This window comes from Streptomyces sp. NPDC014907 (genome assembly GCF_055562975.1).
Genome location: NZ_JBVHEG010000013.1, coordinates 106,497 through 133,311 on the forward strand (window position 1 = coordinate 106,497; position 26,815 = coordinate 133,311).

26 protein-coding genes are annotated in these 26,815 nt (G+C 74.7%); 19 read left to right on the forward strand and 7 right to left on the reverse strand.

Annotated elements, in window-relative coordinates; all coding sequences use genetic code 11:
* The first annotated feature begins 37 nt into the window (after nt 1-37).
* The 3 genes from ACZ3IL_RS26320 to ACZ3IL_RS26330 are packed head-to-tail and all read left to right on the forward strand — an operon-like array spanning nt 38 to nt 2,539.
* The gene (locus ACZ3IL_RS26320) at nt 38-634 is read left to right on the forward strand and encodes a DUF5998 family protein (protein ID WP_467394097.1); all 597 of its coding nucleotides are present in this window, start codon (nt 38-40) and stop codon (nt 632-634) included.
* The gene (locus ACZ3IL_RS26325; protein WP_467394099.1) at nt 634-1,839 is read left to right on the forward strand and encodes an alkaline phosphatase family protein; all 1,206 of its coding nucleotides are present in this window, start codon (nt 634-636) and stop codon (nt 1,837-1,839) included. Before ACZ3IL_RS26320 ends, ACZ3IL_RS26325 begins: the two co-directional genes overlap by 1 nt.
* Before the next feature lie 49 nt (nt 1,840-1,888).
* Complete coding sequence (locus ACZ3IL_RS26330; RefSeq protein WP_467394101.1) at nt 1,889-2,539, forward strand: thymidine kinase; 651 nt, start codon at nt 1,889-1,891, stop codon at nt 2,537-2,539.
* 167 nt (nt 2,540-2,706) lie between these two features.
* On the opposite strand, the gene ACZ3IL_RS26335 is transcribed toward ACZ3IL_RS26330, so the two are convergent.
* Entirely contained in the window at nt 2,707-3,396 is a 690-nt protein-coding gene (locus tag ACZ3IL_RS26335; protein ID WP_467394103.1) for a TetR/AcrR family transcriptional regulator, read from the reverse strand.
* Nucleotides 3,397-3,575: 179 nt separating this feature from the next.
* On the opposite strand from ACZ3IL_RS26335, the gene ACZ3IL_RS26340 reads away from it, so the two are divergent.
* The 4 genes from ACZ3IL_RS26340 (at nt 3,576) to ACZ3IL_RS26355 (ending at nt 9,517) form a co-directional block, all read left to right on the forward strand.
* Entirely contained in the window at nt 3,576-4,193 is a 618-nt protein-coding gene (locus ACZ3IL_RS26340) for an isochorismatase family protein (RefSeq protein WP_467394105.1), read from the forward strand.
* A gap of 237 nt (nt 4,194-4,430) precedes the next feature.
* Nucleotides 4,431-7,025, forward strand: coding sequence for a YfhO family protein (locus ACZ3IL_RS26345; RefSeq protein WP_467394107.1), 2,595 nt, complete (start codon nt 4,431-4,433; stop codon nt 7,023-7,025).
* Nucleotides 7,026-7,177: 152 nt separating this feature from the next.
* Nucleotides 7,178-8,143 carry a glycosyltransferase family 2 protein gene (locus ACZ3IL_RS26350; RefSeq protein WP_467394109.1) on the forward strand — a complete coding sequence of 322 codons (966 nt, stop codon included), beginning with the start codon at nt 7,178-7,180 and terminating at the stop codon, nt 8,141-8,143.
* A 3-nt stretch (nt 8,144-8,146) separates the two neighbouring features.
* Nucleotides 8,147-9,517: a polysialyltransferase family glycosyltransferase gene (locus tag ACZ3IL_RS26355; protein ID WP_467394111.1), complete on the forward strand. Its 1,371-nt coding sequence runs from the start codon at nt 8,147-8,149 to the stop codon at nt 9,515-9,517.
* Nucleotides 9,518-9,541: 24 nt separating this feature from the next.
* On the opposite strand, the gene ACZ3IL_RS26360 is transcribed toward ACZ3IL_RS26355, so the two are convergent.
* Nucleotides 9,542-10,312 carry a VOC family protein gene (locus ACZ3IL_RS26360; protein ID WP_467394113.1) on the reverse strand — a complete coding sequence of 257 codons (771 nt, stop codon included), beginning with the start codon at nt 10,310-10,312 and terminating at the stop codon, nt 9,542-9,544.
* 162 nt (nt 10,313-10,474) lie between these two features.
* On the opposite strand from ACZ3IL_RS26360, the gene ACZ3IL_RS26365 reads away from it, so the two are divergent.
* Nucleotides 10,475-11,302 carry a sulfurtransferase gene (locus ACZ3IL_RS26365; RefSeq protein WP_467394115.1) on the forward strand — a complete coding sequence of 276 codons (828 nt, stop codon included), beginning with the start codon at nt 10,475-10,477 and terminating at the stop codon, nt 11,300-11,302.
* A 96-nt stretch (nt 11,303-11,398) separates the two neighbouring features.
* On the opposite strand, the gene sepH is transcribed toward ACZ3IL_RS26365, so the two are convergent.
* Nucleotides 11,399-12,469, reverse strand: a complete 1,071-nt coding sequence (gene sepH / locus ACZ3IL_RS26370) for a septation protein SepH (RefSeq protein WP_467394117.1) — start codon at nt 12,467-12,469, stop codon at nt 11,399-11,401.
* Between the two features lie 450 nt (nt 12,470-12,919).
* On the opposite strand from sepH, the gene ACZ3IL_RS26375 reads away from it, so the two are divergent.
* Complete coding sequence (locus tag ACZ3IL_RS26375; RefSeq protein ID WP_467394119.1) at nt 12,920-13,900, forward strand: hypothetical protein; 981 nt, start codon at nt 12,920-12,922, stop codon at nt 13,898-13,900.
* A gap of 38 nt (nt 13,901-13,938) precedes the next feature.
* On the opposite strand, the gene ACZ3IL_RS26380 is transcribed toward ACZ3IL_RS26375, so the two are convergent.
* On the reverse strand, nt 13,939-15,288 hold the full coding sequence (locus ACZ3IL_RS26380) for a D-arabinono-1,4-lactone oxidase (RefSeq protein WP_467394121.1): 1,350 nt from the start codon (nt 15,286-15,288) through the stop codon (nt 13,939-13,941).
* Nucleotides 15,227-16,492: an MFS transporter gene (locus ACZ3IL_RS26385; protein ID WP_467394123.1), complete on the reverse strand. Its 1,266-nt coding sequence runs from the start codon at nt 16,490-16,492 to the stop codon at nt 15,227-15,229. Before ACZ3IL_RS26385 ends, ACZ3IL_RS26380 begins: the two co-directional genes overlap by 62 nt.
* Before the next feature lie 230 nt (nt 16,493-16,722).
* Here ACZ3IL_RS26385 and ACZ3IL_RS26390 point away from each other — a divergent pair, with 230 nt between their 5' ends.
* Nucleotides 16,723-17,850 (forward strand): ferrochelatase, encoded by a 1,128-nt coding sequence (locus tag ACZ3IL_RS26390; RefSeq protein WP_467394125.1) that lies wholly within the window; start codon nt 16,723-16,725, stop codon nt 17,848-17,850.
* 94 nt (nt 17,851-17,944) lie between these two features.
* Nucleotides 17,945-18,754: an inositol monophosphatase family protein gene (locus tag ACZ3IL_RS26395; protein ID WP_467394127.1), complete on the forward strand. Its 810-nt coding sequence runs from the start codon at nt 17,945-17,947 to the stop codon at nt 18,752-18,754.
* Between the two features lie 97 nt (nt 18,755-18,851).
* Here the strand turns inward: ACZ3IL_RS26395 and ACZ3IL_RS26400 are convergent, their stop codons facing one another.
* The gene (locus ACZ3IL_RS26400) at nt 18,852-19,025 is read right to left on the reverse strand and encodes a hypothetical protein (protein ID WP_467394130.1); all 174 of its coding nucleotides are present in this window, start codon (nt 19,023-19,025) and stop codon (nt 18,852-18,854) included.
* 368 nt (nt 19,026-19,393) lie between these two features.
* On the opposite strand from ACZ3IL_RS26400, the gene ACZ3IL_RS26405 reads away from it, so the two are divergent.
* From ACZ3IL_RS26405 to ACZ3IL_RS26420, 4 genes are all read left to right on the forward strand, one after another.
* Entirely contained in the window at nt 19,394-20,047 is a 654-nt protein-coding gene (locus tag ACZ3IL_RS26405; RefSeq protein WP_467394132.1) for a response regulator transcription factor, read from the forward strand.
* Between the two features lie 3 nt (nt 20,048-20,050).
* Nucleotides 20,051-21,289: a sensor histidine kinase gene (locus ACZ3IL_RS26410; RefSeq protein WP_467394134.1), complete on the forward strand. Its 1,239-nt coding sequence runs from the start codon at nt 20,051-20,053 to the stop codon at nt 21,287-21,289.
* Nucleotides 21,290-21,684: 395 nt separating this feature from the next.
* Nucleotides 21,685-21,981 (forward strand): DUF4193 domain-containing protein, encoded by a 297-nt coding sequence (locus tag ACZ3IL_RS26415; protein ID WP_003955561.1) that lies wholly within the window; start codon nt 21,685-21,687, stop codon nt 21,979-21,981.
* A gap of 12 nt (nt 21,982-21,993) precedes the next feature.
* Nucleotides 21,994-23,013: a hypothetical protein gene (locus ACZ3IL_RS26420; protein WP_467394136.1), complete on the forward strand. Its 1,020-nt coding sequence runs from the start codon at nt 21,994-21,996 to the stop codon at nt 23,011-23,013.
* Between the two features lie 242 nt (nt 23,014-23,255).
* Here ACZ3IL_RS26420 and ACZ3IL_RS26425 read toward each other — a convergent pair whose 3' ends face one another.
* Nucleotides 23,256-23,759 carry a DUF3093 domain-containing protein gene (locus ACZ3IL_RS26425; RefSeq protein ID WP_467394138.1) on the reverse strand — a complete coding sequence of 168 codons (504 nt, stop codon included), beginning with the start codon at nt 23,757-23,759 and terminating at the stop codon, nt 23,256-23,258.
* Between the two features lie 177 nt (nt 23,760-23,936).
* Between ACZ3IL_RS26425 and ACZ3IL_RS26430 the strand changes: the two genes are divergently transcribed.
* From ACZ3IL_RS26430 to ACZ3IL_RS26445, 4 genes are all read left to right on the forward strand, one after another.
* The gene (locus ACZ3IL_RS26430; RefSeq protein WP_467394140.1) at nt 23,937-24,521 is read left to right on the forward strand and encodes a PaaI family thioesterase; all 585 of its coding nucleotides are present in this window, start codon (nt 23,937-23,939) and stop codon (nt 24,519-24,521) included.
* Nucleotides 24,521-25,033, forward strand: a complete 513-nt coding sequence (gene dut / locus ACZ3IL_RS26435; protein WP_467394142.1) for a dUTP diphosphatase — start codon at nt 24,521-24,523, stop codon at nt 25,031-25,033. Before ACZ3IL_RS26430 ends, dut begins: the two co-directional genes overlap by 1 nt.
* A 1-nt stretch (nt 25,034) precedes the next feature.
* A complete protein-coding gene (locus ACZ3IL_RS26440) occupies nt 25,035-25,799 on the forward strand; it encodes a DUF3710 domain-containing protein (RefSeq protein WP_467394144.1) in 765 nt (254 codons plus the stop codon).
* 331 nt (nt 25,800-26,130) lie between these two features.
* On the forward strand, nt 26,131-26,799 hold the full coding sequence (locus ACZ3IL_RS26445; RefSeq protein ID WP_467394223.1) for an ABC transporter ATP-binding protein: 669 nt from the start codon (nt 26,131-26,133) through the stop codon (nt 26,797-26,799).
* Nucleotides 26,800-26,815: the final 16 nt, after the last annotated feature.

Consider the following 26,815-nt stretch of genomic DNA (forward strand, 5'->3'; position numbering starts at 1 on the left):
GGCCGAGGGGGGCCCGGGGCCCCGTAGGATGGAGTCCATGGCGAAGACCGGTACGACGACCCAGGGGCTGCGCGCGGCGATCGAGCGCAGCGGCTACTACCCGGCCCTCGTGGCCGAGGCGGTGGAGGCCGCCGTCGGCGGCGAGGCCGTCGCGTCGTACGTGGTGCACCAGGAGACCACCTTCGACGCGAACGAGGTCCGCCGCCACGTCACCGTCCTCGTCCTGACCCCGAACCGCTTCATCGTCAGCCACACCGACGAGCAGGCCGCCGACACCAGCTCCCCGACCCCGTACGCCACGACCTCCACCGAGTCCGTGAAGCTCGACCGGATCTCGTCGGTCGTCGTCAGCCGCGTGGTCGCCAACCCCGAGTCGTACACCCCGGGCACGCTGCCCCGCGAGGTGGTCCTCACCATCGGCTGGGGCGCCGTCTCCCGGATCGACCTGGAGCCCGCCGCCTGCGGCGACCCGGACTGCGACGCCGACCACGGCTACACCGGCAACTCCACCGCCGACGACCTCAGCCTGCGCGTGAGCGACGCCGGGGACGGCCCGGACACCGTCCGCCAGACCCTCGCCTTCGCCCAGGCGCTCTCCGAGGCGACCGCGGCCACCGCCGCCCCCACCCGCTGATGGAGCGGTCCACCGAGGCGTCCTACGGCTGGCCCGACGACCCGGTTCCGCTCGCCCCGGAGAGCGCGCCGGTGCCCGAGTACGGCTCCGGCTCCCTCGGTGACCTCCTCCCCACGCTGGTCGCGGGCCAGGAGGTGCCCGGCTTCGCCCCGCGGATCGCGGAGCTGACCCCCGCCGACCGGAACTGCGTCTTCCTGATCGACGGGCTCGGCTGGGAGCAGATCAGGGCCCACCCCGACGAGGCCCCCTATCTGACCTCGCTCCTCGGCTCCTCGCGGGGCGGCACGGGACGGCCGGTCACCGCCGGGTTCCCCGCCACCACCGCGACCTCCCTCGCCTCCGTCGGCACCGGCCGCCAGCCCGGCACGCACGGACTGCTCGGCTACACCGTGCGCGACCCCGGCACCGGCGGGCTGATGAACCAGCTCCGCTGGAAGCCGTGGACCGCGCCGCGCGTCTGGCAGCCGTACCCCACCGTCTTCCGGCTCGCCCACGAGGCCGGTGTCCACACCGCCCAGGTCTCCTCCCCGGTCTTCGAGCAGACCCCGCTCACCCAGATCGCGCTCAGCGGCGGAACGTTCCACGGGCGGCTCTCCGGCGAGGAGCGGATGGACTTCGCCGCCGAGCAGCTCGCCGCCGGCGACCGCTCGCTCGTCTACACGTACTACAGCGAACTCGACGGCGCGGGGCACCGCTTCGGCATCGACTCCGACGCCTGGCGCGGCCAGCTGATGTTCGTCGACCGGCTGGTGCGGCGGCTCGCCGAGCAACTGCCGCCCCGCTCGGCGCTGTACGTCACGGCGGACCACGGCATGGTCGACATCCCCTTCGACGAGCGGCACCGCATCGACTTCGACGAGGACTGGGAGCTGAGCGCCGGCGTCGCCCTCCTCGGCGGCGAGGGGCGCGCCCGTCACGTCTACGCCGTGCCCGGCGCCGAGGCGGACGTCCTCACCTGCTGGCGCGAGGTGATCGGCGAGCAGTTCTGGGTGGCGAGCCGCGACGAGGCCGTCTCCCTCGGCTGGTTCGGCGACGAGATCGACGAACGCGTCCACGGGCGGATCGGGGACGTCGTCGCCGCGGCCCGCGACGACGTGGCCATCACCGCCTCCGTCAACGAGCCCCACGAGTCCGCGATGGCCGGCATGCACGGGTCCATGACCCCCGCCGAGCAGCTCGTCCCGCTGCTCGAAGTGCGTTCCTGACCCTCCCGGCACCTGCCCTCCCACGCCCCCGAAAGGTCCCCGTCCCGTCATGCCCGAGCTGGTCTTCTTCTCCGGAACCATGGATTGCGGGAAGAGCACCCTGGCGCTCCAGATCGCTCACAACCGCGACGCGCGGGGGCTCCAGGGCGTGATCTTCACCCGTGACGACCGGGCGGGCGAGGGCAAGCTGTCCTCCCGGCTCGGCCTGGTGACGGAGGCGGTCGAGGCGCCGCGGGGCATGGACCTGTACGCGTACCTCGTCGGCCAGCTCTCCCAGGGCGGCAAGGCCGACTACGTGATCGTGGACGAGGCGCAGTTCCTCGCCCCGGAGCAGATCGACCAGCTCGCCCGCATCGTCGACGACCTGGGCCTGGACGTCTTCGCCTTCGGCATCACCACCGACTTCCGCACGAAGCTGTTCCCCGGCTCGCAGCGGCTGATCGAGCTGGCCGACCGCATAGAACAGCTCCAGGTCGAGGCCCTGTGCTGGTGCGGGGCCCGCGCCACGCACAACGCCCGTACGGTGGGCGGGGAGATGGTCGTGGAGGGCGAGCAGGTCGTGGTCGGCGACGTGAACCGCCCGGCGGAGGAGATCGGTTACGAGGTCCTCTGCCGCCGTCACCACCGCCGCCGCGTGACCTCGGCGTCCGCCCGCGCCGGCGTCCTCTCCCCGGACGTGCTCCCCGTCAACCACGTCTGAGGGCCCGGGGGGCGCGACCGGAAGGGGTACGGGCCCCGGGGCGCGGCCGACCGGCACCCGGTTCCGGGGCGTGGCCGGCGGGTTCACGGTTCCGGGATGCGGCCGACCGGGTTCACGGTTCCAGGGTGCGGTCGGCCGGAGGGACGGCGACCGCGCGGCCGGGGCGTTCACGGTTCCGGGGGCGCGGCCGGCGGCCGCAGGGCGCGGGCCAGGCCGTCGAGAGCGGCGGCGTCCACCGGCGCCGTCCCCGCGAGGGTGCCGACCAGGGCCTGGGCGAGGACGGTCGCGGTGCCGAGCCGGGGGTCCTCCCGCTCGTCGCCGGTGACCCTGTCGATCACGGCGTCCCGCACCGCCTCCGAGGTTCCGGGGTCCCCGAAGAGGTCGGGGAAGGACAGCGCCATCACGCACACGCCCACGTTGGCGGAGAGGATGGACCGGCCGGCCTGTTCGGGGGGCATCCGCAGGCGCCCGGCGTCCCGGCACCGCTCCAGGACCGTCAGCAGGATCGCCTGCGCCTCCCTGATGCCTCCCGGCCCGGAGCCGCCGGCCGGCGTGAACATCAGGCGGTAGAGGTGCGGGTTGCGCAGCGCGAACGCGACGTGGCTGTCCCAGGCCGTGCGGAGGTCCGCCACCGGGTCGTCGGTGAGCGGATTGAGCCTCTTGGCGGCGAGGAAGCGCTCGAAGCCGATGTCGGCCACCGCCGTGAGCAGTCCCTGCTTGTCGCCGAACCGGCGGTAGATCTCGGGCATGCCCACCTTCGCCCGGTCGCAGATGGCCCGGGTCGAGATCGCCGGCGCGTCCTTGGTGGCGAGCAGTTCCTCGGTGGCTTCCAGGATGCGCTCGCGGGCAGTCGACATGGCTTCACGGTATCAGCGCTAACAGGGCGGACCTGGGGGAACCTCCCGCCGTGGCCTTCGGGGCGGTGCGGCGCGCACACGTCTGTTAACGCTGATTACGAAGTGTGTTAGCGTTGAAAACAGCCGGGGGGACGTCACCGCAGCCCCCCGTCGCCCGACCCCGCCCGAAAGGAACCGCCATGACCGCGTCCACCCCCCTCCGCGAGCTGACCGGCCTCTCCCGGGAGCTGCCGCGCCTGAGCGAATCGGTCCTGATCATGATCGACTTCCAGAACACCTACCGCACCGGCGTCATGCGGCTCGACGGCGCCGAGGAGGCCGTGGCCGCCGGGGCCCGCCTGCTCGCGGCCGCCCGAGCCGCGGGCACCCCGGTCGTCCACGTCGTCAACGACGGAGGCGAGGGCACCCCGTACGACATCCGCGCCGAGATCGGCTCGATCAGCGACGAGGTCGCCCCGGCCGAGGGGGAGCCGGTGGTCGTCAAGCGGTTCCCCGACGCCTTCCACGCCACGGACCTGGAGGAGGTCCTGAAGGAGCTCGGCGCCGGCGGCGATCTGGTCCTCGCCGGGTTCATGACGCACATGTGCGTCCTGTCCACGGCGCAGGGCGCCTTCCACCGGGGCCACCGCCCGGCCGTCGTCGCCGAGGCCACCGCCACCCGTTCCCTGGAGGCGCCGGACGGCACCGTCCTGTCCTCCGGCGCGCTGGAGGCCGCCGCCCTGACGACCGTCTCCGACCTGTTCGGCACGGTGGCCCGTACGGTCGACGAACTCCTGGCCGCCGCACCGGCCGCCTGACCCGCCCCGGGCCGCCGCACCGGGCCGCACGGCACCGGCCCCGAACCTCCCCGGACCGCACGGCACTGGCCCCCGCCCCCCACCGGGCCGCACGGCACCGGGAGTTCACCCGGGGTGTACCCGGACCATCCCCGGTGATCGGCCACGGGTCGCCCGCCTCGGTGGTAATGGCGGTCGGCCCGTGCGTGACGACCCCACCTCCGGGCGTTCCCGCGCCGTACGACCCCTGGAGGACGTGTGCCCCCCGCTCCCGAGACCGCGCCCGTGGGGGCCGAGACCGAGACCGGCGCGAAGGCCGGGGACACGGGAGCGGACGCGGGCGGGGAGGAGACGGACGGCACCCGGCGCCGGTCCGGAGCGCTCCGGACCCGGTTCCGCCGCCCGGGGCCCCGGGCCGCGACCGCCGCCGCCCTGCTCACCACCGCGCTGTTCTGCCTCGCCACCGGGCTCGCCCGCGCCCACCCCTTCGGCCCGATGACCAGGAACTCCGTCGACCTGGGCCAGCAGTACCTGCCGTACCACACCTACTGGCGCGCCTTCCTGCGCGGCGAGACCCACGGGGACGCCCTCCTCAACTGGAACACCGGGTTCGGCTCCCCCTTCCTCGGCGACATCGGCACGTACCTGAGCAGTCCTTTCAGCCTGCTCGTCGTGCTCTTCCCGGCGGACCGCGTCGAACTCGCCCTGTACGCGATCACCACCGCCAAGATCGCCGCCGCCGGGGCCGCCATGGCCGTGCTCCTCCTGCGGCTGCGCCCCGGCCCCTGGCCGGTCGCCGCCGTGCTCGGCACCGCGTACGCCCTCTCCGGCTGGACCCTCGACCACGGGTCCACCGTCCCCATGTGGCTCGACGGGCTCGTCGCCCTCCCCCTGCTCTGCCTGGTCGGGGAGTGGGCCCGCACCGGCCGCCGGCCCGTCCTCGGGCCGCTCGTCGTCGCGCTGGCCTGGACCGCCAACTTCTACACCGCGTACATGGCGACCCTCGGCGCCGCCGTCGTCCTCGCCGTCCGGCTGCTCACCGCCGAGGAGTCCGCGACCGCGCGGCAGCGCCTCGCGGGGCTGCTGCGGGCCGCCCGGGGCGTCCTCGTCGGCATCGGGCTCGCCGCGCCGCTCGTCGTGGTCGTCTTCCTCGCCACCGGGGCCGCCGCCCCCACCCCGGAGACCGTCTTCGCCCCCGCCGCCCGGACGGACGTCCTCGCCCGGTTCCTGCCCGCCACCGCGAGCGTGTCCACCCCCGCGCTCTTCATCGGCACCTCCGCCCTCGCCCTCGCCCTGACGCTGCCGTTCAACCGGGCCGTCGCCCCGCGCGTCCGGGCCGGCTGGACGGCGGCGGCCGTCCTGGTGACCCTCTCCCTCCAGTGGGAACCCACCCATCTGCTCTGGCACGCGGGCGCCTCGCCCAACGGCATCCCGTACCGTCAGTCCTTCGTCCTGTGCGGCCTGTTGCTGATCGGCGCCTGGTTCTCGGCCGCCGGGGGAGTGCCCCGCCCGGCGGCGCTCCTCGCGGCCGGCGGGCTGCTCGGCGCCCTCGCGTGGGCGGCCCGGGGAAGCGCCGACGTCGACCGGTGGACCTTCCCCGCCTCCGGCGCGGCCGCGCTCCTGGCGCTCGCCGCCGCCCTCGCCGCCCTGGCGGCCGCCCGCTCCGGCACCGCCCGCCCCCGCGCCGCCCGCGCCCTCACCGTCCTGGCCGTGGTCCTGCTCGCCGCCGCCCAGGCGGGTGAGGCGGCCGTCACCGGGAAGCGGGCCGAGGAGCAGCGGCGGAACGAGGTCGCCTGGTCGCCCCGGACCGGCCCCTGGCACGAGGCCGTGGCGCGCGAGACGGCCCGCGCGGACGCCTGGCCCCGGTACCGCACGGAGCCCGGCGAGGTCCCCGGCGGCAACGACGCCCTGCTCGTCGGCGGGCAGGGCGCCGACCACTACAGCAGCCTCACCGCAGACGTGACCTCGCGGACCCTCACCGGCCTGGGCTTCGGCCACTACGCCAAGGGCCGGCACCCCGTCACCCTCGACAACCCCGTGACCGACGCCCTCTTCTCCATCGGCACCCGGGTGCGCTCGAAACCCCTGGAGCCGGTGCGGCAGGACGCCCCGCCCCGCGCCGCGGTCACCGCCACGACCGTCCCCGTACCGCCGCTGGTCACCGTCCGCCCGACGCCGCGCCCCACGGGACGCCCGGGGGACTCCGCCTTCGCCCGGCAGGAACGCCTGCTCGGCACCACCGTGTACGAGCTGCCCGCGCCCCGCCGCACCGGACGCGTCCTCACCGCCCGCTGCCCGGCCGGCTCCGAGGTCTGGTTCTGGGCGCCCGGGTACCGGGGCACGGCCGCCCTCGCGGGGGAGGGGCCCGTGGCGTTCGGGGGCGGGCCGCCCGCCGTCCGCGCCGCCATGGCCGCCCTCGGCACCGTACCCGCCTCGGGGGAGGTGCGGATCGACCTGCGCCCGGAGGCCCGGCCGGAGCTGCCCCGGCAGCCCGTCGGCTGCCTGGTCCGCGCCCGCCTCGCCGCCGCCGTGGAACGGCTCACCGCCACCGGCGCCACCCGGGTCCGCGCCACCGGACACACCGTCACGGCCGTTCTCCCGCGGGGCAGTACGGGCATCGCCGTCCTCGCCGTCCCCCGCGTCCCCGGCTGGCGCTGCGCCGCCGGCGACGCCGGCCTCCGTCCCGCGCGCGCGTACGGCGGGCTCGTCGCCGTCCCCCTCGACGGGCGGGCGGACACGGTCCGCTGCTCCTTCCGGCCCCCGGGACTCCGCCCCGGCGCCGCCGTCGGGGCCGGGGCCCTCCTGGCCCTGGCCGTGACCGGGGCCCTGCACCGCCGGCGTGCCCGTGCCTGACGGACCCGCCGCCGGCGCACCGTCCCGGCCCCCCGGGAGGGCGGGGAGAGTTCACCGGGCGTACACGCGCGCCTCGTCCGGCCGGGGAGGCGGAGCGCTACCGTACGCGCCACCACGGCGTTTGACCGTCCGATTCAGTGTGGGGAACCCGAGTGCCGAAACTGTCCGTCGTCGTACCGTTCCACAACGTCGGGGCGTACGCCCCCGACACCCTGCGCAGTCTCGCGAACAACGCGGACCCGGAGTTCGAGTTCCTGCTGATCGACGACTGCTCGACGGACGACACCCCGGAGGTCCTCGACCGCTGGCGCGACCGCCTGCCGAACGCCACGGTCGTCCGGCACGAGACGAACCTCGGCGTCGCCCAGGCGCGCAACACCGGCATCGACGCGGCACGCGGCGACTACCTCACCTTCCTCGACGGGGACGACTGGTACGCGCCCGGCCACCTGAGCGCCGCCGTCGCCGGAATCTCCCGGCTGGGCTGCGACTTCGCCCGCACCGACCACGTCCTCGCGGAGGGCCGCAAGCGCCAGATCCGCTACGCCCCCGCCCAGCGGCGCGACACCGTGATGGACCCCAGGGACGGCATCTCGCCGGCCGGCATGGTGACGATGGTGGACTATCCCTTCGTCCCCTTCGGCATCTACGGCCGGCGCCTCTTCGAGAACGGGGAGTCCCGCTTCGAGACGTCCCTGCGGACCGCCGAGGACCGCCTCTGGGTGTGGCGGCTCCACCTCAGGGCCCGCACCTTCGCGGCGCTCTCCCTGCACGGCGTCTTCTACCGGCGGGGCGTCACCACCTCGCTCACCCAGATCACCGACAACCGGCAGCTGGACTTCATCCCCTCCTACGACCTCCTGCTTGACGAGGTCTCCCGGGACGCCGACGCCGACCGCTTCCTCCCGAAGGCGGTCCGCACGTACTGCGCGATGATCGCCTTCCACGTGGGCAAGGCCGGGAAGTACGAGCCCGCCGTCGCCGACCGGCTGCGCGCCGGCGTCCGCGACGCGCTGCGCCGCATGCCCCAGCGGGTCCTGGACGAGACCCTGGCCACCATGGACACCCCGCGCAGCACCCTCCTCCGGAGCCTGCGCGACACCGGAAGGACCGCCTGAACCATGGCTCCCGACAAGGACGTCACGACGGACGCCGGCACCCGGCCGGTGCAGGTCTTCCAGGTGTCCACCCTGTACGGCGCGGCCACCCTCGCCGCCGCCCTGGACGCCGGCCTGTTCGGGCCCCGCGAGGACGCCCGCCGGCTCCTGCTGATCTCGCGCAACGCCGAGATCCCGGAGACGGCGCCGCGCCTGGAGGACATGACCGGTTACGGGCGGATCGCCGCCCGCTTCGACGGGACCCTCGACTGGAACGAGACGATCCACCCGTACCACCCCGCCGCCTGGGCCCCCCGCCCCGAGGAGGCGCCGCTCTGGCAGCGCGTGCTGCGCACCGCCTGGGACCTCGGCACGGCTCCGGTCGAGCTGGCCGTCGAGTCCATCCAGGTCAACCCCGCGAAGGCACTCGCCGTCGCCTTCCCCGAGAGCTCCCTGCACGTCTACGCGGACGGCCTGATGAGCTACGGCCCCACCCGCAACGACCTCGCGCAGTCGGTCGCCTGCCGCGTCCGGCGGGTCCTCCACCCCGATCTGGTCCCGGGCCTGCGTCCCCTCCTCCTGAGCGAGTACGGGGTCGAGCCCGAACGGGTCCCCGACGACGCCTTCCGCGCGGTCCTCGCCGAGATCGCCGAGGAGGCCGCCGGCGACCCGGCGATCTCGCGGGCGGCCGCCGCCGGGCCCACGGCCCTCCTGCTCGGCCAGTACCTCGCGGCCCTGAACCTCCTCACCGCCGAAGAGGAGGAGGACCTGCACGTGCGGATGCTGCGCGGGGCCGCGGCCGCCGGGCACCGGTCGGTCGTCTTCAAGCCGCACCCGTCCGCCCCCGTCCGCTACTCCCGGGCCCTGGAGGAGGAGGCGGAACGGTCCGGCGTCCGTCTGACGGTCCTCGACGGGCCGCTGCTCGCCGAGACCTTCTACGAGCGGTGCCGGCCCCGGCTCGTCGTCGGCTGCTTCTCCACGGCGATGCTCACCGCCGCCGTTCACTACGGCGTGCCCGTGGCCCGCGTGGGCACGGCCGAGGTCCTCGAACGGCTCACCCCCTACGAGAACAGCAACCGCGTCCCGCTCACCGTCGTCGACCACCTCGTCGCCGACCTGGAGGGGGGCGGGGAACCCGCCGTCCCCGGACCGGCCCCCGCCTCGCTCACGCCCCTGGTCCGGGCCGTCGGCTACTGCATGCGCCCCACGAGCCACCCGGGACTCCGGGAGGAGGCCGTCCGCTTCCTCGCCGCCCACCACGACGACCCCGGCACCGCCCACCACTTCACCGCCGAACGGCTGGCCCGGCTCGGTCTGCCGGGCGGAACGGAGGACCCCGCCCGGGGCGGGGCGTCCCGGCCGCGCCGGAGCCTCCTGCGGGGCCGCCGGGGCTGAGCCCGCCGCACCGGCACGGGCGGGTCAGCGCCCGGCGGACCCGATCAGGGTGAAGACCGCCCCCTCCGGGTCCGCCACCGGGACGAGCCGCCCCGCCGTGCCGTCGCGCGGCGGGTCCAGGACCCGCCCGCCCAGCTCCACGACGAGCCGGGCGGCCGCGTCCGCGTCGGCGACCTCGAAGTACGTCATCCAGTGCGGGCCCCGGTCCCGGGGCAGCGCGTCGCCGACGCCGTGCAGGGAGGCCACCGGGACCCCGTCCACGTGCAGCGCCGCGTAGTCGCGCCCGGCGGAGGGGACGGACACCACCTCGAAGCCGAAGACCGCCCGGTAGAACTCGCCGGTCGAGGAGGTCTCGTACGTGAGGAGCTCGTTCCACACCGGGGTCCCCGGCCCCGCCGTCGCCGTGCCGTGGTGCGCCTCCGCCTGCCAGACGCCGAAGACGGCGCCCGTCGGGTCCGAGCAGATCGCCAGGCGGCCCGCCTCCGCCGCGTCCAGCGGGCCCACCGCGACGGTGCCGCCGCAGCTGCGGATGTTCTCGGTGGTCTTGTCGGCGTCCTCGGTGGCCAGATAGGGGGTCCAGGCGATGCGCAGCTGCCGGTCGTCCGGCAGCCGGCCGATGCCCGCCACCTCCCTGCCGCCGAGCAGGGCGCGGACGTACGGGCCGAGCTGCTCGGGTCCGGGCACGAACTCCCAGCCGAAGAGCGCGTGGTAGAACTCCCGCGTGGCGTCGAGCCCGTGCACCATCAGGCTCACCCAGCAGGGCGTGCCGGGTGTGCGCCGGGTCGCCTCGGTCATCGTCACCCTCTCCTCGGACCGTCGTCGTGGCCGTGCCCCCGCCCGGTGGCGGCACCGGAGGGGACGCGGCGGACCCCGGCCGCACCGCGCGCGGGCGCGATCCCGGGGGCGGAAGGCCGGGTCCGTCCCCCGCGGCCGTGCGGCTGCGCGAGTATGGCACCCATGAAGCCCATCATCTCCGCAAGTGAACTGCTCAGCGAGTCGGCCGGGCCCCGGCCGCCGGTCCTCCTGGACGTCCGCTGGACGCTCGGCGGCCCGCCCGGACGGCCCGCCTACGAGGCCGGCCACCTGCCCGGAGCGGTCTACGTCGACCTGGACACGGAACTGGCGGGACCGCCCGGGAGCGGCGGACGCCACCCCCTGCCCGACCCGGAGACCTTCGGCGCCGCGATGCGCCGCGCGGGCGTCTCGGCGGACCGGCCGGTCGTCGTGTACGACGGCGGTTCCGGCTGGGGCGCGGCCCGCGCCTGGTGGCTGCTCCGCTGGGCGGGCCACCCGGACGTACGGGTCCTGGACGGGGGGCTCGCGGCCTGGACGGGCGGGCTCACGGAGAAGGTCCCCGCGCCGGAGCCGGGCGACTTCCTGCCGCGGCCGGGCGCGCTCGGACTGCTCGACGCCGACGGCGCGGCGGCCCTGGCCGGCGCGGGGCTGCTCCTGGACGCGCGGGCGGCCGAGCGCTACCGGGGGGACGTGGAGCCGATCGACCGGGTCGGCGGGCACATCCCGGGCGCGGTCTCCGCGCCGACGACCGGGAACGTCGGCGCCGACGGGCTGTTCCTGCCGGCCGGCGTCCTGCGGGACCGGTTCGCCGCGCTGGGCGCGGCCGGGGGGACGCCGGTCGGGGTGTACTGCGGTTCGGGCGTCTCCGGCGCCCACGAGGTGCTCGCCCTGGAGATCGCGGGCATCCCGGCCGCCCTCTACGCGGGCTCCTGGTCGGAGTGGTCCGCCGACCCGTCCCGCCCGGTGGCCACGGGCCCGGACCCCCGGTAGCGCGCACGGCACCGGCCCGGACGCCTGTGCGGAAGGGCCCGCGCCGTCACGGCGCGGGCCCTTCCGTGCGGATCTCGGCGGAGCGGCGTACGAAGGTCAGTCCTGCTTCTTCCTGCGGGTGCCGAACACGATCTCGTCCCAGCTGGGCACCGCCGCGCGGCGGCCCGGACGGACGCCGTCCGCCTCGGCCTGGCGGTCCGTGGTGCCGGTGAGCCGGTCGCGGTGGCCCGACACCGCGCGCGGCATCAGGACGTCGGCGTACGCGGCGCCCGCTCCCGCCGACGCGGCGGGCGCCGGCGGCTCCTCCGCCTCGGGCTCCTCCGCGTGGTCCGAGGAGTCCGGCTGCTCGGGCACGACCATGTCGCCGCGGAAGCTCGGCACGGCCTCCAGGAGGCTCGTCAGGGAGTCCCGCTCGTCCTCCGGCTCGGCGGGCGCGGGCGTCCGCTCCGGCTGGTGGCGGTCGAGCTGGCGGTCCAGGGCGCGGTCGAGCGGCCGGTCCCGGGGCAGCCGGGCGATGCGCGGCACGAACGGGAAGCTGGGCTCGGGAGCGGCGGCGATCGTGTCGTCCGTCTCGCCGATCAGGGCGCGCGCCTCGTCGTCCACGGCCTGGACGAGCCGCCGGGGCGGGTCGTACGTCCAGCTGGCGGTGTGGACCTCGCCCGCGACCCGGTAGACGAGCAGCACCTCCCAGGTGCCGTCGTCCCGGCGCCAGGAGTCCCACTGCACGGTGTCCTTCTCGGCCCCGCGCAGCAGCAGCCGCTCCTGCACCGCCTCGCCGAGCTGGGGGCCGCTGTTCTCCCCGGGCCTGCGGACCGGGGTCTTGCGGGCCCGCTCCGCCATGAAGGCGCGCTCGGCGAGCACGGGGCCCTCGAAGCGGCGCACGCGGTCGACGGGGATGCCGGCGAGCTGGGCGACCTCCTCCGCGGAGGCACCGGCTCGTATCCGCGCCTGGATGTCACGGGGGCGGAGGTGGCTCTCCACCTCGATCTCGATCTGGCCGAGGCGCGCGCGGTCGTTGCGCACGGCGGCGCGCAGCCGCTCGTCGATCGGAAGTGTGTACTCCGTGCTGTCAGCAGCCTTCAGCACCAGTCGTGTGCCGTCGTTGGAGACGGCCACGACACGCAGTTCGGGCATGGGTACCTCCCGGGTGGTGCCTGCCGACGTCACGTGCGTCGCTGCTTCCGCTAGTCGAGTGTGGCCTGCCCGGGTGCAGCCTGCCACTACTTGCCGAGTTGCCCGGCGTGTCGGGCGTGGACCCTGGAACGCCGTGGTGACACGGTGGCCGGATCGCCACGCCGAGTGACTGGCGGTCACTCTGTGCAGCCGGTTCCCGTGTGATGCCGAAGCGCCGCCGGTTCGGGCGCCGTCCCCGGCTCCCGCCCCATGATCCGGGGCACCCGTGAGGGCGTCCGGACCCAGGGTTCGTCAATGTACTCCATTCGGGCCACCTGGGTGGACAGGCGCGCCGTCCGAGTTGCCGGGCGGTGCGGGAGCGGGTCCCCACGATTCCCCTCCGTACGTGTCGCTCTTCACAGAAAGGGCGAAAACGGAACTATTCCCCTCTCTCGCGTGTCCCTTCTGGGTGCACAGCACTCGATCAGTCGGCAGGGGTTGGAGATGGGGCAGAGGCCGAGCACCGGCACGGACGGACCGGAGGAGGCACGGGAGGCGGAAACGGTGGGGACGGCAGGGACGGCGGAGGACACCGGCAGGAGGAAGATCGACCTGAGCATGGCCCAGGTGTCGGGCAGCGCCCTGGCCGCGGTCGTCGCCGCCAAACTCGCCTCCACCCTCGGCGTGTACGGCACGATCGTCGGCGCCGGAGTGATCAGCGTGATCGCCACCTGCGGCGGCCCGTTCTTCCAGTACGCCCTCCGGCGCACGGGCGAACAGGTCCGCGACGTGACCACGGCGGCCAGGCCGAAGGCGCGCCGCATCCGGCTCGTCGACACGACCTCGCCCGAGGGGGAGGACCGGACCCTGCTGCTCCGCACGGTCCCGTCGTCCGGCGGGGAGGCTCCCGGCGGGGAGGAGTTCGGGGAGGCGACCACCCACGGCACCCGCGTCCGGGGCTGGAGGCGCCCGGTGGTCGCCGCCGCCCTGGTCTTCGGCGTCACCATGAGCGGCATCACCGCCTACGAACTGGTTGCCGGGGAGGACTTCGGCGGCAGGCAGGGGACCACCACCTTCGGCTCGGCCGTCCGCGGCGACGGCGGCACGGGCAAGGAGGCGCCGGACCCGGGCGGGGAGACCACGCCCGCGCCGTCCGGGACGGGCGACGCCACCGGGCGGCCGGACGGCGGGGACACCAGCTCCGCGCCGGGCTCCACGCCGGCCCCGGACGACCGGGGTACCGGGCGGCCGGACGCCGGGCGGAGCGGGAGCGCGGCCCCGTCGACGGAGCCGGCCCCCTCCGGTTCCGCCGGGAGCGGGACGGCGTCCCCGGCGGAGCCGACCGGCCCCGCGACGGAGCCGACCTCCCCGGCCGGGGAGCCCTCCGCCGGGACGGAACCGTCCGGGACCCCGCCGGCCCCGGCCCCGACCGGCACCGGCGCCGACCCCGGTTCCAGGACCGGGACGGAGCCCGGAGGGGAGTGAGGAACGGCCGCCACGCGCCCGCGTGGCGGCCGTTCCCGTCAGTCGCCGAGGACCCGCCGCAGGTAGTCGTTGCCGAACAGGCGGTCCGGGTCGAGCCGGTCGCGCAGCGCCGTGAACTCGGCGAAGCGCGGATAGACCCCGGAGAGGTACGCGGCGTCCCGGGTGTGGATCTTGCCCCAGTGCGGGCGTCCCCCGTGCGCCGTCATGATGCGTTCCACCGCGGTGAAGTACGCCCGGTGGGGCGTCCCCCTGTAGAGGTGGACGGCGATGTAGGCGGTCTCCCGCCCGGAGGCCGTGGAGAGCGCGATGTCGTCGGCCGGGGCCGTGCGCACCTCCACCGGGAAGCTGATCTTGAGCGGCGACCGCTCGGTCATCGCCTTCAGCTCGCGCAGCGCGGCGACGGCCGTCTCGCGCGGCAGCGCGTACTCCATCTCCACGAAGCGCACCCGGCGCGGCGAGGTGAAGACCTTGTACGGGATGTCGGTGTACGTACGGGCCGACAGGGCCCGGCTGGAGATCCTGGCGAGCGGCGGGACGACCGGCGGTACCGCCCGGCCCAGCGAGCAGGCGAGCTGGAAGATCCCGTTCGAGAGGAGCTCGTCGTCGACCCAGCCCCTGATCCGCCCGGGGGGAGCGGCGGGACCCGCGCTGCGGTTGTTGCGCTTGGTGTTGCAGTTGTCCGTGTGGGGGAACCAGTAGAACTCGAAGTGCTCGTTCTCCGCGTGCAGCGCGTCGAACTCCGAGGTGACCCGGTCGAAGGACATCGGCTCCTCGCGCGCCGTGAGGAGGAAGACCGGTTCCACCGCGAAGGTGATCGCGGTGATCACGCCGAGGGCGCCGAGCCCGATCCGGGCGGCCGCGAAGACCGCGCGCTCCTCCTCGTTCCCCTCCGCCGAGCAGGTGAGCAGCCGCCCGTCCGCGGTCACCATCTCGAGACCGCGGATCTGCGCGGCTATCGACGCCGAATCGCGGCCGGTGCCGTGGGTGCCGGTGGAGACGGCGCCGGCGACGGTCTGCTCCATGATGTCGCCCATGTTCGTGAGCGACAGGCCCTCCCGGGCCAGCGCCACGTTGAGCCGCTTCAGCGTCGTGCCCGACTCGACGGTCACGGTCATCGCCTCGCGGTCGATCCGCCGGATTCCGCTCAGCAGCTCCGGCCGGATCAGTACGCCGTCGGTGGCCGCGATCGAGGTGAAGGAGTGGCCGGTGCCGACCGTCTTCACCCGCAGCCCGTCCTCGGCCGCCCGGCGCACCGTCTCGGCGAGCTCCTCGGCCGAGGCCGGACTCGCCTCCCGGACCGGGCGGGAGGTGACGTTCCCCGCCCAGTTACGCCACGGACCGGCCGTCGTCCTGGTGCTCCCCGGTCCCGCTGTTGTCGTCCCGCTCACGCTGCCCCTCCCGGTTCGGCGCCGGCCTGCGCAGCCGGCGGTGTCCGAGGAGACCCACCGCGACCGCGGCCGCACCCGCGAGGACGGGCACCACGTACCCCGTTCCGGCGCCCTCCGCGTCGACGACCCAGCCGGCCGCGGAGGAGCCGAGCGCCACGCCGACCGCGAGCCCGGTACTCGTCCAGGTCATGCCCTCGGTCAGTTCGGCGCGCGGTACGTGCGCTTCGACGAGGGCCATCGTGGTCACCATGGTGGGCGCGATGGAGAGGCCCGCGACGAAGAGCGCCACGGCCAGCAACGGCAGGTTCCCGGCCAGTAGGAGGGGGATCATACTCACGGCCATCGCGCAGACGCCCAGCAGCCACCTGCGGGACGGTTCCCCTTCGGGGCGGAGCAGGCCGAAGACGGCTCCGGCCAGGCAGGACCCCAGCGCGTAGACGGCCAGGACGAGGCTGGCGGCGCCCGGCCGTCCCTGCTCCTCGGCGAAGGCCACGGTCACCACGTCCACCGAGCCGAAGACGGCGCCGGTGGCGACGAAGGCGAGGACCAGGACCTGGAGGCCGGGGGAGCGGAGCGGGGAACCGCGCCGCTCCCCGTCCTTCCGGGGGTGGGGCCGGGGCTCCGTGGCGCGCTGCGCGGTCAGCCAGAAGACGCCGACGGCGAGGAACACCCCGGCGAACAGCGGGCCCGCCTCGGGGAACCAGTTCGTGGACAGGCCGATGGAGACGATCGGGCCGAAGATGAAGCACACCTCGTCGACGATCGACTCCCAGGCGTACGCCGTGTGCAGGTGGCGTCCCCCGTCCCGGTGGATCTCCGCCCAGCGGGCCCGGACCATCGCCCCCACGCTGGGCACGCAGCCGATCACGGCCGTGAACGCGAAGAGGGTCCAGACCGGGGCGTCCCGCTGCACGCAGACGAGGAGCCCGGCGGCCCCGGCGAGCGACACCAGCGTCACCGGCCGGAGCACCGCGCGCTGACCGTGCCGGTCGACCAGACGGGAGACCAGCGGGCCGAGGACCGCGGCCGACATCGCGAGCGTCGCCGCGAGCGCCCCGGCGAGCCCGTAAGCGCCGGTGACCCGGGAGATCATGGTGACGATGCCGATGCCCATCATGGACAGGGGCATCCGCCCGAGGAAGCCGGCCACGGAGAACGCGGCGGTTCCGGGCGCCGCGAAGATCGCGCGGTAGGGACTGGGCAAGGGGACTCCGTACGTGCTGCGCGTCCGGTCCCGCACGACGGCTCGTCCCGTGCGGGCGCCGGCACCCGGCCGGTGTAGTTAACAGCTAAAGCCTACAGTTCTGAAGTCGATGGCGCGGCTCCTCCTCCCCGGTCCGGCCGGATCGGCCTCCCCGGCCGGTCGCCCCGCTCGGCGGCGCTCCCGGACGGGCCGCGCCCCCGCCGGCCGGAGCGGGTGGGAGGATCGGTGCCATGTCCGATCAGCACGATCCCGCCCCGTACGACGCCCTGCTGCTGCTCTCCTTCGGCGGCCCCGAGGGGCCGGACGACGTGGTCCCGTTCCTGGAGAACGTGACGCGCGGCCGCGGCATCCCGAAGGAACGCCTCAAGGAAGTGGGGCAGCACTACTTCCTCTTCGGCGGCGTCTCCCCGATCAACGACCAGAACCGCGCGCTCCTCGACGCACTGCGGCGGGACTTCGCGGAGTCCGGGCTCGACCTCCCGGTCTACTGGGGGAACCGCAACTGGGCCCCCTACCTCACCGACACCCTCCGGGAGATGGTCACCGACGGCCGGCGCCGCGTCGCGGTCCTCACCACCAGCGCCTACGCCTCCTACTCCGGCTGCCGCCAGTACCGCGAGAACCTCGCCGACGCGCTCGCCGCCCTGGAGGCGGAGGGCCTCCCGCTGCCCCGGGTCGACAAGCTCCGGCACTACTTCAACCACCCCGGTTTCGTGGAACCCATGGTCGAGGGCGTCCTCGCCGCCCTCGACGAGCTGGACCCCGCCGTCCGGGACGGCGCCCACCTCGCCTTCACCACCCACTCCATCCCCGAGTCCGCCGCCGACACCTCGGGACCGGCCACCGGCCACGGCGAGGGCGGGGCCTACGTGCGCCAGCACCTCGACGTGGCACGGGTGATCGCCGACGCCGTCCGCGAGCGGACCGGCACCGACCGGCCCTGGAAGCTCGTCTACCAGTCCCGCAGCGGCGCCCCCCACATCCCGTGGCTGGAGCCCGACGTCTGCGACCACCTGGAGGAGCTGCACGCGGCCGGGGCCCCCGCCGCCGTCATGGTCCCGATCGGCTTCGTCTCCGACCACATGGAGGTCCTGTACGACCTCGACACCGAGGCCACCGCCAAGGCCGCCGAACTGGGCCTGCCCGTCCGCCGCTCGGCCACCGTCGGCGCCGACCCGCGCTTCGCCGCCGCCGTCCGCGACCTGGTCCTGGAGCGGGCCGCCGCGGAACGGGGCGTCCGGACGGAGCGGTGCGCCCTCGGCGCGCTCGGGCCGTCCCACGACCTGTGCCCGATCGGCTGCTGCCCGGCCAGGACGGAACGGCCCGCGGCGGCCGGCGCCGACAGCCCGTACGCGTAGGGAGGGCCCGCGCCCCCGTACGCGCGGGAAGATCCGCGACCGACCCGTACGCGCAAGAAGATCCGCGACCGACCCGTACGCGCAAGGAGATCCCGTGACCGATCCGTCAGAGCCCCTCCTCACCGAGCTGCACGACCTCGCCCTGGAAGCCGCGCGGCGGGCCGGAGCGCTGCTGCGCGACGGCCGCCCCGACGACCTGGCCGTGGCGAGGACCAAGAGCAGCCCCATCGACGTGGTCACCGAGATGGACATCGCCGCCGAGAAACTGATCACCGGCTTCCTCGCCGAGCACCGTCCGCACGACGGCTTCCTCGGCGAGGAGGGCGCGTCGAGCCCCGGCACGAGCGGGGTCCGCTGGGTCATCGACCCCCTCGACGGCACCGTGAACTACCTGTACGGCCTGCCCACCTGGGCCGTCTCGATCGCCGCCGAACGGGACGGCGAGACCGTCGTCGGCGTGGTCGGGGCACCGATGCGCGGCGAGACGTACCACGCGGTGCTCGGCCGCGGCGCGTACGCCGGGGACCGGCGCCTCGCCGTCCGCCCCACGCCCCCGTTCGACCAGGCCCTCCTCGGCACCGGCTTCGGCTACCTGCGGGCCCGGCGCGAGCGGCAGGCCGACGTCGTCCGGCGGATGATCCCCCGCGTCCGCGACATCCGGCGCGGCGGCTCGGCGGCCATCGACCTCTGCGACGTCGCCGCGGGGCGCCTCGACGCCTACTACGAGCGCGGCCTCAACCCCTGGGACCTCGCGGCGGGCGCGCTCGTCGCCCGCGAGGCGGGGGCGCTGACGGGCGGCCGCCCGGGGGAGCCGGAGTCGGGCGAGCTGACGGTCGCGGCCTCCCCCGGCCTCTTCGGGCCGCTCCAGGAGCTCCTGGAGGAGCTGGGGGCCTGGCACGACTGACGCGGGCGCCGGACCGCGGGCGGACGCGCGGGGGCCCCGGAGCCTGGACCGGCTCCGGGGCCCCCGCGCGGCCCCACGGGGCCGCGGACGGTACGGGTCAGGCGATCGGCGCGGCCACCTCCACACCGTGCTCGGCGGCCAGGCGGTGCAGGTCCTCCAGCTCCGCCTGCTCCACCTCCGCCAGATAGTCGTCGCCCGTCTCGCGCGCCCGCGTGAGATCCGTCTGCGTGGTCCTGATGCGGTGCAGCAGGCCGGCGGTGAAAGCGTCCATCGTGCGCCCCCTCGTCGTGGGTCGGCTGGCACGGGGGTGTGCCGAGGGTGGGTCGGATCACACCCTGTGGCCCCTGGGACGGGGAGCGACGGGTGGCGTGCCACATACAGGGCGTGATCGCGGGGTGTGCAGTCGTCCTCCCCAAGCCTTTCCTCAGAGAAACCTCAACCGGCCCGGGAATCGGCCGAATTCCCGGAGCGTCCCCGGGCCTCCCGCCCGGTCCCTCCGCCCGCGGGCCGCCCGGGAAGCGCGCGACCGCCGCCTTACAGCCGGTTTACGCGCGTACGGGGCAGGATGGACACCCACAGTCAACGCTCAGGCCCGGCCGGTCCCCTCCGGGCCGCGCCCCCACGGGAAGGATGTACGACGTGCGCGTACTCGTCGTCGAGGACGAGCAGCTGCTCGCCGATGCGGTGGCCACCGGACTGCGCCGGGAGGCCATGGCCGTCGACGTCGTGTACGACGGCGCGGCGGCCCTGGAGCGCGTGGGGGTCAACGACTACGACGTCGTCGTCCTCGACCGCGACCTCCCGCTCGTGCACGGCGACGACGTCTGCCGCAGGATCGTCGAACTCGGCATGCCCACCCGCATCCTGATGCTCACCGCCTCCGGCGACGTCAGCGACCGCGTGGAGGGCCTCGAACTCGGCGCGGACGACTACCTCCCCAAGCCCTTCGCCTTCACCGAGCTCACCGCGCGCGTGCGCGCCCTCGGCCGCCGCACGTCCGTGCCCCTCCCGCCCGTCCTGGAGCGCGCCGGCATCAGGCTCGACCCGAACCGCCGCGAGGTCTTCCGCGAGGGCAGGGAGGTCCAGCTCGCGCCGAAGGAGTTCGCCGTCCTGGAGGTCCTCATGCGCAGCGAGGGCGCCGTGGTCTCGGCCGAGCAGCTCCTGGAGAAGGCCTGGGACGAGAACACCGACCCGTTCACCAACGTGGTGCGCGTCACCGTGATGACCCTGCGCCGCAAGCTCGGCGAACCGCCCGTCATCGTCACCGTGCCCGGCTCCGGATACCGGATCTGACCGATGGCCGCCACCCCCGTGCCCCACCCCCACGTGCCCCCCAAGCCGACCTGGGACCCCAGGGACCCGGTCCGCCCGCTCCTGCGCCCCACCATCCGGATACGGCTCACCCTGCTGTACGGCGGGATGTTCCTGATCGCGGGCATCCTGCTGCTCTCGATCATCTACCTGTTCACCGCGCAGGCCCTCGGCGACAGCGCGGCCCATCTGCCCTTCAAGTTCGTCAAGGGCGAGGTCCAGCCCACCACCTCGTGGTGCGACCTGCCCAGCACGGGCACCGGCGAGCAGTTCAACGACGCGGTGTCCGTCTGCCTCCAGCACCAGAGCGACCGGGCCCTGGACGACCTGCTGCGCCGCTCGCTCTTCGCCCTGCTCGGCCTCAGCATCATCGCCTTCGCCTTCGGCTACGCCATGGCGGGACGGGTCCTCTCCCCGCTCGGCCGGATCACCCGCACCGCCCGCCAGGTGGCCGGTTCGGACCTGTCCCGGCGGATCGAGCTGGACGGCCCGGACGACGAGCTGAAGGAGCTGGCCGACACCTTCGACGAGATGCTGGAGCGCCTGGAGCGGGCCTTCACCGCCCAGCAGCGGTTCGTCGCGAACGCCTCGCACGAGCTGCGGACCCCGCTCGCGATCAACCGGACCCTCCTGGAGGTGCACCTGTCGGACCCCGGGGCGCCCGTGGAGCTCCAGCAGCTCGGCAAGACGCTGCTCGCCACCAACGAACGCAGCGAACAGCTCGTCGAGGGCCTGCTCCTGCTGGCCCGCAGCGACAACGAGATCATCGAGCGCAAACCCGTGGACCTCGCCGAGGTCGCCGAGCGGGGCGTCGACCAGGTGCGCGCCGAGGCCGAGGCCAAGGGCGTCGAGATCCGGGGCGGGCGCGCGCCCGCCGTCGTCCAGGGCAACGGCGTCCTGCTCGAACGGATCACGCTGAACCTGCTCCAGAACGCCGTGCGCTACAACGTGCCGGAGGACGGCTGGGTGGAGGTCACCACCGACACCCTGCACGACCAGGCGGTCCTGGTCGTCGCGAACACGGGGCCCGTGGTCCCCGCGTACGAGACCGACAACCTCTTCGAGCCGTTCCGGCGGCTCCGGCAGGAACGGACCGGCAGCGACAAGGGGGTCGGTCTCGGCCTGTCGATCGCCCGGTCCGTGGCCCGGGCCCACGGAGGCCGTATCATCGCGGAGCCCCGTGCGGGCGGCGGTCTCGTGATGCGCGTCACTCTGCCGATCTGACAGACTGCGCGACCCGACCCTTTCTGTTCGCTTTGCGCGGAATTCCGTAACCCCGCTCCTGAGACGCCCGTGTGTGATCGATCACAGGAGCGGGTGGGTGGACCTCCACTCTCCGTGACCGGGAAATCCCTCGGAAAACCTGGAAAAGTCCGGGTTTCCGGGCCCCCTCATGACGGGAAGTACACGGGGTGGCGCCTGTGAGGAACGCCCGAAGGACCGTGTACGGTCCGCATCGCCACCCGAAGCCGATCACTCGCGAGAAGGCGCGACGGGTGTCGATTCAGTAACAGACCTTGATGTGAGGCAAAATCTCCGCCTCAGGTCGGGCACAAGTCCGACCTCTCACGCGTTACGTGCGCTGGAGACACCGCAACCACCCAGAGGGGGAGAGCGACATGGCAACGGATTACGACACCCCACGCAAGACCGACGACGACGTCGACTCGGACAGCCTTGAAGAACTGAAGGCCCGCCGCAACGACAAGTCGACCTCGACCGTCGACGTCGACGAGTTCGAGGCCGCCGAAGGCCTGGAGCTTCCCGGCGCCGACCTCTCGAACGAGGAGCTGGCCGTCCGGGTCCTGCCCAAGCAGGCCGACGAGTTCACCTGCATGAGCTGCTTCCTCGTGCACCACCGCAGCCAGCTGGCCAGGGAGAAGAACGGTCAGCCCATCTGCCGCGACTGCGACTGAGAAGGCCCGGCCGTGGCAGGCGACACACCGTCCCGGAAGCGGCGTTCGTGGCTCCCCGGGAGCCCGCGGACGCACAAGGGCGGCCCGGACCCGGCGGAGGGTGCCCAGGAGGCCCCTGAAGCCGAGCCCACCGCCTCCCTGCCCCCTCTCGGCGCACGTGACGACGAGCGGGGCCTGCCGGCCTCGCTCGAAGCGGCCCCCGGGCCGGAGCGGGCATCCCTTCCCGCGGAACGGGACGACGGGACCGTCGAAGTCCTACAGGACGGTCTCCCCGACGCCGGACGTCCGGCCGCCCCCGCCCGGGGCCGGTTCGACAGGTTCAAGGTCGACCCGCGCCGGATCGACGCCGTGCGGCGCGGCGTCGCGTACGGCGTGAAGCGCGGCGGAGACGGCGCCAGGGCCGGCGTCGGCCACCTGGCCGACCGCCTGATCGACCTCGCCCCGCGGATTCCCGTCCGCGACCTGGCGACCCTCCGCGCCCAGTTCCCCGGCCTCGGCCCCGAGGAACTGGCCGACAAGCTCGTCGCCGGCGCGGCGAACGCGGCCTCGACCGTGGGAGCCGGCGTCGGCGCCGCCGCCATGCTCCCCGTCCCCCCGGCCCTGCCGGCCGAACTGGCGGCCGAGATCACCGGCGTCGCCGCCGTGGAACTCAAACTCATCGCCGAACTGCACGAGGTGTACGGACTGCGGCCCCCCGGCCGGCTCCCGCAGCGCTCGACGGCCTATCTGACCTCCTGGACCGAGGAACGGGGCATCGACCCCGCCAAACCCACCACCGTCAACGCGGCGCTCGGCGGACAGCTGAAGCGCGAACTGCGCCAGCAGATCATGAAGCGGATGGTGCGCAACCTGCCGAACCTCATGCCCTTTATGGTGGGCGCCGCCGTCGGCGCCGTCATGAACCGCCGCGACACCAGGAAGCTCGCCTCGCACATCCGCGAGGACCTGCGCCGCCGCCAGGTCCCCTGGGACGCCCTCCAGGAGCTGCCCGCGCTGGACCGGCCCGCCGCCCCCGGGGAACCGGCCCCCTAGGGCGTGTGTCGAAAGTCCCGTCTGCCCGGCGGCGCCCGGCACGCACTCCCCCGTGGCCCTTCGGGCCCGGGGGTGCCCCCAGCCGCGTTGTCGGGATCACCCCGATACACCCGGTATCGGGGTGACCCTCCGCCTTGCGATCGCACGCACCGGACACCGCCGGGCCTGCCCTCCGGGCAGACGACGCCACTTTCGACACACGCCCTAGCCCGGACCCGGCGGCCCGGGAACCCGCGCCGCGTTCAGCTCTCCGCGCCGTCCCGCACGGCGTCCAGCGCCGCCACCAGGGCCTCCGGCTCGCGGCTGGAGAGGTACACGTACGGCGTGGGGTCCGCCGGGTCCGTCACCGCGATCCGTACCGCCCGGGGCACGTACCCGCGCATCAGCATGAAGGCGCGCGGGTCCGCCTTGTGCGTGCGCCAGGCGCGCGCCTCCTCCTCGTCCAGCACCTCGGCCGCCCCCAGGGCGGAGACCGGGATGCGTGCGTCGCCCGCCACCAGCGAACCGGCCACCACCCGGATCCGGGCGGAGCCGTACGAGGAGACCGCGATTCCGGCGAGCACCGTCGCCGCGATCAGGCCGCCCAGCGTCGGGACCGTGCCCAGCGGGAACATGATCAGACCGCCGGACAGGCCGAGCAGGCCCGCGATCGCCCACCAGGAGCGGGGGGCCGTCAGCCGCTCGTCGAAGAGCGGGGCGGCGGAGGGCGCGGGGGAGGAGGCCGGCGACGGTACGGAAGGCTGCATGCGTCCAAGCTTGGCACGGCGCGTCACGCGTCCGTCCGCGCGGGTGAGGCCCGTGTTCCCCGGGGGGACCGGTCGGCAATCGCGGTCCCGGGCCGTGGACCAGGCGTGAGGCCCGCGTTCCCCGGGGGACCGGCCACCGCCGCCCCGCGCCCGCCCGCGCGGGTAAGGTCTGCGCCTGTGACTGCAACATCTGCCGCCCTCACCCCGCCGGCCGACGCCATACCGCCGGTGCGCCACCCCGACGCGCCGGCCCCCGGCGAGCCGCTCGGCTCGCACTACGGCCACTGCTTCGGATGCGGCGGCGGACAGCCCCACGGCCTCCACCTGGAGGCACGGGCGGGCGAGGGCGTGACCGTCACCGCCGAGTTCACGGTCACCCCCGACCACCAGGGCGCCCCCGGCCTCGCGCACGGCGGCGTCCTCGCCACCGCGCTCGACGAGACCCTCGGCTCCCTCAACTGGCTGCTGCGGGTCATCGCCGTGACCGGACGCCTGGAGACCGACTTCGTCCGGCCCGTACCGGTCGGCACCGTGCTCCACCTGGAGGCCGCCGTCACCGCCGTGCACGGCCGCAAGCTCTACTCGACCGCCGTCGGCCGGATCGGCGGACCGGACGGCCCCGTCGCCGTCCGCGCCGACGCCCTCTTCATCGAGGTCAAGGTCGACCACTTCATCGACAACGGCCGCCCGGAGGAGATCCGGGCCGCCATGTCCGACCCCGACCAGGCCAGGCGCGCACGCGCCTTCGAGGTGAACCCCTGATGCGCAACCCCGTGGACGTACTGATCCGGCGCGTGGACCCCGAGGTCCCGCTTCCGGCCTACGGGCACCCCGGCGACGCCGGCGCCGACCTCGTGACCACGGAGGCCGCCGTACTGGCCCCCGGAGAGCGCGCCGTGCTCCCCACCGGGATCTCCCTCGCCCTCCCCGACGGGTACGCGGCCTTCGTGCACCCGCGCTCCGGACTCGCGGCCCGCTGCGGAGTGGCGCTCGTGAATGCCCCGGGGACGGTGGATGCCGGGTACCGTGGAGAGATCAAGGTGATCGTGGTCAATCTCGACCCGCGCGAGAGCGTGCGGTTCGAGCGATTCGACCGGATTGCCCAACTCGTCGTCCAGCAGGTCGAGAAGGTGCGCTTCCACGAGGTGGCGGAGCTTCCCGGCTCTGCGCGGGCCGAGGGGGGCTTCGGGTCCACCGGCGGTCACGCCGCCGTGGACGGCACAACGGGTGGGAATCGATACGCTTCGGCCGTATCCGACCGGGAAGGACAGTGACGTGTTCGGACGTCGCAAGAAGAGTGGTGCCGCCGAGGACGCGGCGAGCGAGGCCGAGCAGGTCGTCGACGCGGTGGAGGACGACGAGGACGCGGCCGGTGCGCCGCGCCGCGTGAACCTCCCGCCGGCGCCCCGGCCCGACGGGCCCTGGGACATCTCCGAGGTCACCACGCCCGAGGAGGGCCGCGTGGACCTCGGCGGGATCTTCGTGCCGGGTGTCGAGGGCATGGAGCTCCGGGTGGAGGTGGCGGGCGACGCGATCGTCGCGGCCACCGTCGTGCTGCGCGACAGCGCCGTACAGCTGCAGGCCTTCGCCGCCCCCAAGAACGAGGGCATCTGGGGCGAGGTCCGCGACGAGATCGCCACGGGCATCATCCAGCAGGGCGGTGTCATCGACGAGGTCGAGGGACCGCTGGGCTGGGAGCTGCGCGCGCAGGTCCCCGTGCAGCTGCCGGACGGCAACCGCGGCGTCCAGCTCGTCCGCTTCGTGGGCGTCGACGGCCCCCGCTGGTTCCTGCGCGGGGTGATCTCCGGACAGGGCGCGGTCCAGCCGGAGGCGGCCGGGCTCCTGGAGCAGATCGTCCGCGACACCGTGGTGGTCCGCGGCGAGGCCCCCATGGCCCCGCGCGACCCGATCGTCCTCAAGCTGCCGAACGACGCCCAGATGGTGCCGGACGGCGTCCAGCAGGAGGAGCAGGAGGGCTCCCGCTTCTCCGGCGGCATGGGCCAGCTCCAGCGCGGCCCGGAGATCTCCGAGATCCGCTGAGCCGTCCGGCCGCGGCGCGGCCCGGCGTCCCCGCCCACTCCGGCGGGGCGGCCGGCGGTGCCTCCGGGGCCGGCGAGGAACGAACGGCGGGCCGTTCTCCGTACGCGAGGTACGGGGGCGGCCCGCCGGCCGTTCCCCCAGGTCCTCCACGGGCCCGGCCCTCCGCCCGTTCCCCCCGGTTCTCCACAGGTCCGGCCCTCCGGCTCTGGTCCTCGGGCCCGGTGGCGGACCATACTGGCGAGCGCACATGTTCGAGGAGGGGGAACACCGGGTGAGTGAGAGCAGCACGAGGTCCGCGACGGCCGTCATCGAGGACCCGGCCGGACCCCCCATGGTCCGCGTCGAGAACCTGCGCCGTTCCTACGGCACGGGCGAGGCCGCGGTGCACGCCCTGCGCGGCGTCTCCTTCGACATCCCGCGCGGCCAGCTCGTCGCCCTCAAGGGCCGCTCGGGCTCCGGCAAGACGACCCTGCTCAACCTCGTGGGCGGCCTCGACTCCGCCGACGGCGGCCGGATCGTCATCGACGGCACCGACCTCTCCACGCTCGGCGAGGACGGGCTCCTGGAGCTGCGCCGCGACCGGATCGGCTTCATCTTCCAGTCCTTCGGCCTGCTCCCGATCCTCTCCGCCGCCGAGAACGTGGGCGTCCCCCTGCGGCTGCGCAAGGCGGACCCGAAGGAGCGCGAGGAGCGGGTGGCCCTGCTGCTCGGCCTGGTGGGCCTCGCCGACCACGCGGCCCAGCGGCCCGGCGAACTCTCCGGCGGCCAGCAGCAGCGGGTCGCCATCGCCCGGGCCCTCGCCAACAGGCCGGCCCTGCTGATAGCCGACGAGCCCACGGGCCAGCTGGACGCGGAGACCGGGCTCGCCGTCATGCAGCTCCTGCGCGCGGTGGTCCGCAGCGAGGGCTGCACGGCCCTGGTCGCCACCCACGACCCCCAGCTCCTGGGGCTCGCGGACCGGGTCCTGGAGCTGCGGGACGGCGAGATCGCCGAGTCCTGATCCGGGTCGGCGGGGT

Coding starts and splice junctions, on each gene's coding strand:
- ACZ3IL_RS26320 (WP_467394097.1), top strand. CDS start 38: ATGGCGAAGACCGGTACGACGACCCAGGGGCTGCGCGCGGCGATCGAG.
- ACZ3IL_RS26325 (WP_467394099.1), top strand. CDS start 634: ATGGAGCGGTCCACCGAGGCGTCCTACGGCTGGCCCGACGACCCGGTT.
- ACZ3IL_RS26330 (WP_467394101.1), top strand. CDS start 1,889: ATGCCCGAGCTGGTCTTCTTCTCCGGAACCATGGATTGCGGGAAGAGC.
- ACZ3IL_RS26335 (WP_467394103.1), bottom strand. CDS start 3,396: ATGTCGACTGCCCGCGAGCGCATCCTGGAAGCCACCGAGGAACTGCTC.
- ACZ3IL_RS26340 (WP_467394105.1), top strand. CDS start 3,576: ATGACCGCGTCCACCCCCCTCCGCGAGCTGACCGGCCTCTCCCGGGAG.
- ACZ3IL_RS26355 (WP_467394111.1), top strand. CDS start 8,147: ATGGCTCCCGACAAGGACGTCACGACGGACGCCGGCACCCGGCCGGTG.
- ACZ3IL_RS26360 (WP_467394113.1), bottom strand. CDS start 10,312: ATGACCGAGGCGACCCGGCGCACACCCGGCACGCCCTGCTGGGTGAGC.
- ACZ3IL_RS26365 (WP_467394115.1), top strand. CDS start 10,475: ATGAAGCCCATCATCTCCGCAAGTGAACTGCTCAGCGAGTCGGCCGGG.
- ACZ3IL_RS26375 (WP_467394119.1), top strand. CDS start 12,920: ATGGGGCAGAGGCCGAGCACCGGCACGGACGGACCGGAGGAGGCACGG.
- ACZ3IL_RS26390 (WP_467394125.1), top strand. CDS start 16,723: ATGTCCGATCAGCACGATCCCGCCCCGTACGACGCCCTGCTGCTGCTC.
- ACZ3IL_RS26400 (WP_467394130.1), bottom strand. CDS start 19,025: ATGGACGCTTTCACCGCCGGCCTGCTGCACCGCATCAGGACCACGCAG.
- ACZ3IL_RS26410 (WP_467394134.1), top strand. CDS start 20,051: ATGGCCGCCACCCCCGTGCCCCACCCCCACGTGCCCCCCAAGCCGACC.
- ACZ3IL_RS26415 (WP_003955561.1), top strand. CDS start 21,685: ATGGCAACGGATTACGACACCCCACGCAAGACCGACGACGACGTCGAC.
- ACZ3IL_RS26425 (WP_467394138.1), bottom strand. CDS start 23,759: ATGCAGCCTTCCGTACCGTCGCCGGCCTCCTCCCCCGCGCCCTCCGCC.
- dut (WP_467394142.1), top strand. CDS start 24,521: ATGCGCAACCCCGTGGACGTACTGATCCGGCGCGTGGACCCCGAGGTC.
- ACZ3IL_RS26445 (WP_467394223.1), top strand. CDS start 26,131: ATGGTCCGCGTCGAGAACCTGCGCCGTTCCTACGGCACGGGCGAGGCC.